This window comes from Labrys miyagiensis, from assembly GCF_030160835.1.
Classification (GTDB): domain Bacteria; phylum Pseudomonadota; class Alphaproteobacteria; order Rhizobiales; family Labraceae; genus Labrys; species Labrys miyagiensis.
The window spans coordinates 1-2,620 of record NZ_BSPC01000012.1; the positions used below are offsets into that span (position 1 = coordinate 1).

The 2,620-nt window shown below is 68.1% G+C and carries 1 protein-coding gene; it reads right to left on the bottom strand.

Annotated features, from left to right (window positions below):
* Nucleotides 1-2,620: beta strand repeat-containing protein (locus QQL24_RS07545; RefSeq protein WP_431310653.1), on the bottom strand; the 2,620-nt coding region annotated here is incomplete at both ends.

Here is a 2,620-nt window from a genome sequence, read left to right on the forward strand (position 1 = left end):
GCCGGTCGTGGTGTTGAAGGTCGTGCCGCCACCGAGAGTCGAGGCCGTCGAGTTGCCCAGATTGTCGATGTTGGTGGTCGAAGACGAGGCCACCGCGTTCAACTGGCTCAGATTCACCGCGTCGGTTGCCGCAACGCCGTTCGCGACATTGGTGATCGCCTTGCTGGCCGCGTTGATGCCGGCCGTCGTCACGCTCGGGCCGCCCGTGATGGTCAGGCCGTTGGTGTCGAGCAGCGAGTTGCCCGCCGTCACGCTGGTGAAGGTCGGCGTCAGGCTGGTGGCGATGGCGATGGTGTTGCCGGTCTGCGTCATCGCGATGTTGTTGCCGGCCGTATAGGTCACGGTGTCGCCCGGCGCGATGTTGGTGACCGCCGTGCCCGTCACGGTGCCCGTGCCGGTGGCCGCCGTGGTGACGTTGAAGCCCTTGTTCGCCGTCTGCTGCACGGTGAAGAGCTGCGAGCCGTTCACCGCGTCGGTCGAGGTCGAGGTCACCGCGCCGTTGGTCAGGTTGGTGATCAGCGTGCCGCCGGCGCCGCCGGCGAGCGTGATGGTCTTCTTGGTGGCGTCGTCATACTGCACGGCATTGGCCGTGGCGTTGCCGACCAGGCCGAACACCTGCGAGCCGTTGACCGCATCGGTCGAGGTCGCCGTCAGGGCGCCCGGCGCGACATTGGTGATCTTCTTGCCGCCGGCATCGACGCCGCCCGTGGTGAGGCTCGGGCCCCCGGCGATGCTCACCCCGGCCGCGTTGATCGTGGTGCTGCCGATCGTCACCGTGTTCGCCAGGTTGAAGGTCAGGCTGTTGCCGGTCTGGCTGACCACGAGGTTGTTGTCGGAGTTGTTGAAGTCGACCGTGTCGCCCGGCGCCACCTTGCTGGTGGTCGTGCCGTTGTTCGAGCTGACGTTCCAGCCCTTGTTCGCCGTCGTCGCGACAGCGTTCAGCTGCGAGCCGTTCACCGCATCCGTCGAGGTCGAGGTCACCGCGCCATTGGCGAGGTTGGTGATGGTCACCGGCGCGCCGGCGCCGGCGCCGCCCGTGGCGCCCAGGGTGATCTTGTTGCCGCCGGGCGCGTCATACTTGACCGCGATATTGGCGAGGTTCGTGGTGTTGGCGTCGAGCGCCGTCAGCGCCCCGGCAACCGTGGTCTGCGCCGTCGTGGTGCCGACACCGCCCGTGGTCGTGATGTTGGTGATGTTCTGGCTGAAGCCCGACAGCGTGCCCGTCGTGGTGTTGAACGTCGTGCCGCCGCCCAGCGTCGTGGCAGTGCTGTTGCCCAGATTGTTGATGTTGTTGCCGAGCGTCGTCGCCGAGGTGGCAACAGCGTTGACCGCCTGGTTGGTGGCGAAGAGTTCCGAGCCGTTCACCGCATCCGTCGAGGTGGCGCTGACCTGCCCCGCCGCGACATTGGTGATGGTGCGCACCACGCCGCCGCCACCGACACTGACCGTGCTCGCCGCATTGGTGCCGGCGAAGGTGTAGGCGGTGTTGGCAATGGTCGTGCCGGCGGTGTTGACGGCGTTGGCCGTCACCGAACCCGCGCCAAGAGCGACGTCATTGGCGTTGGTGGCCGTCGCACCCGAACCGAGCGCCACGCCCTTGCTGGCCGAGGCCTTGGCCGTATCGCCGAGGGCGATCGAGCCGGCGACCGCCGCATTCGACCCGTTACCGAGGGCAACGGAGCCCTGGCCGATGGCGAAGTTGCCATTGCCGAGCGCCACGGCGCCGTTGGCCGCCGAAGCGCCGCCGGTGTCGCCGGCCGCGACATTGTTGGCGCCCAGCGCCACGGCGCCTGTGCCGTTGGCCGTGTTGGGATCACCGATGGCAACGGCGCCGTCGCCGAGGGCCTTCTGGCCGAGGCCGATGGCGACTGCACCGCCCGTAGCCGAGCCGGCATTGGCGTTGGCGCCCGAACCGATCGCCACGTTCTGGCCGGTGGCGCCGGAGACCGCACTCACACCCATGGCGACGCCGTTGGCGCCGCTGGCGGAAGCTGTCTGGCCGATGGCGATGGCCCCGGCGGCGCTGGCGTTGGAATTCAGGCCGATGGCGATGCCGCCCGTGGCAGCAGCCGTGGCTATGGCATTCGGACCGATGGCCGTGCTGTCCGTGCCGTTCGCCGTGCTATCCGCCTTGCCCGAATTGGCGTGGAAATACTTGATGCCTGTCGTGTTGATCGCGTTGAGCGCGCTGCCGACATTGTTGTAGGTGTTGCCGCCAACCGTATAGGTCGGCGCGCTCACCACACCCGTGGTGGTGTTGTAGGTCGAGCCGCCGCCGAGATTCGTGGCAACCGAGTTGCCCTGCGCGCTGGTGGTGTTGCTGAGATTGCTCACCGTGGTGTTGGTCGCGTTCAGCTGCGAACCGTTCACCGCGTCCGTCGAAGTCGAGGTCACCGCGCCGTTGGCGAGGTTGGTGATGGTCACCGGCGCGCCGGCGCCGGCCCCGCCCGTGGCGCCCAGGGTGATCTTGTTGCCGCCGGGGGCGTCATACTTGACCGCGATGTTGGCGAGGTTCGTCGTATTGGCGTCGAGCGCCGTCAATGCGCCGGCGACCGTGGTCTGCGCCGTCGCGGCGCCCACCGCACCGGTCGTGCTGATGCCGCTGATGTTCTGGCTGAAG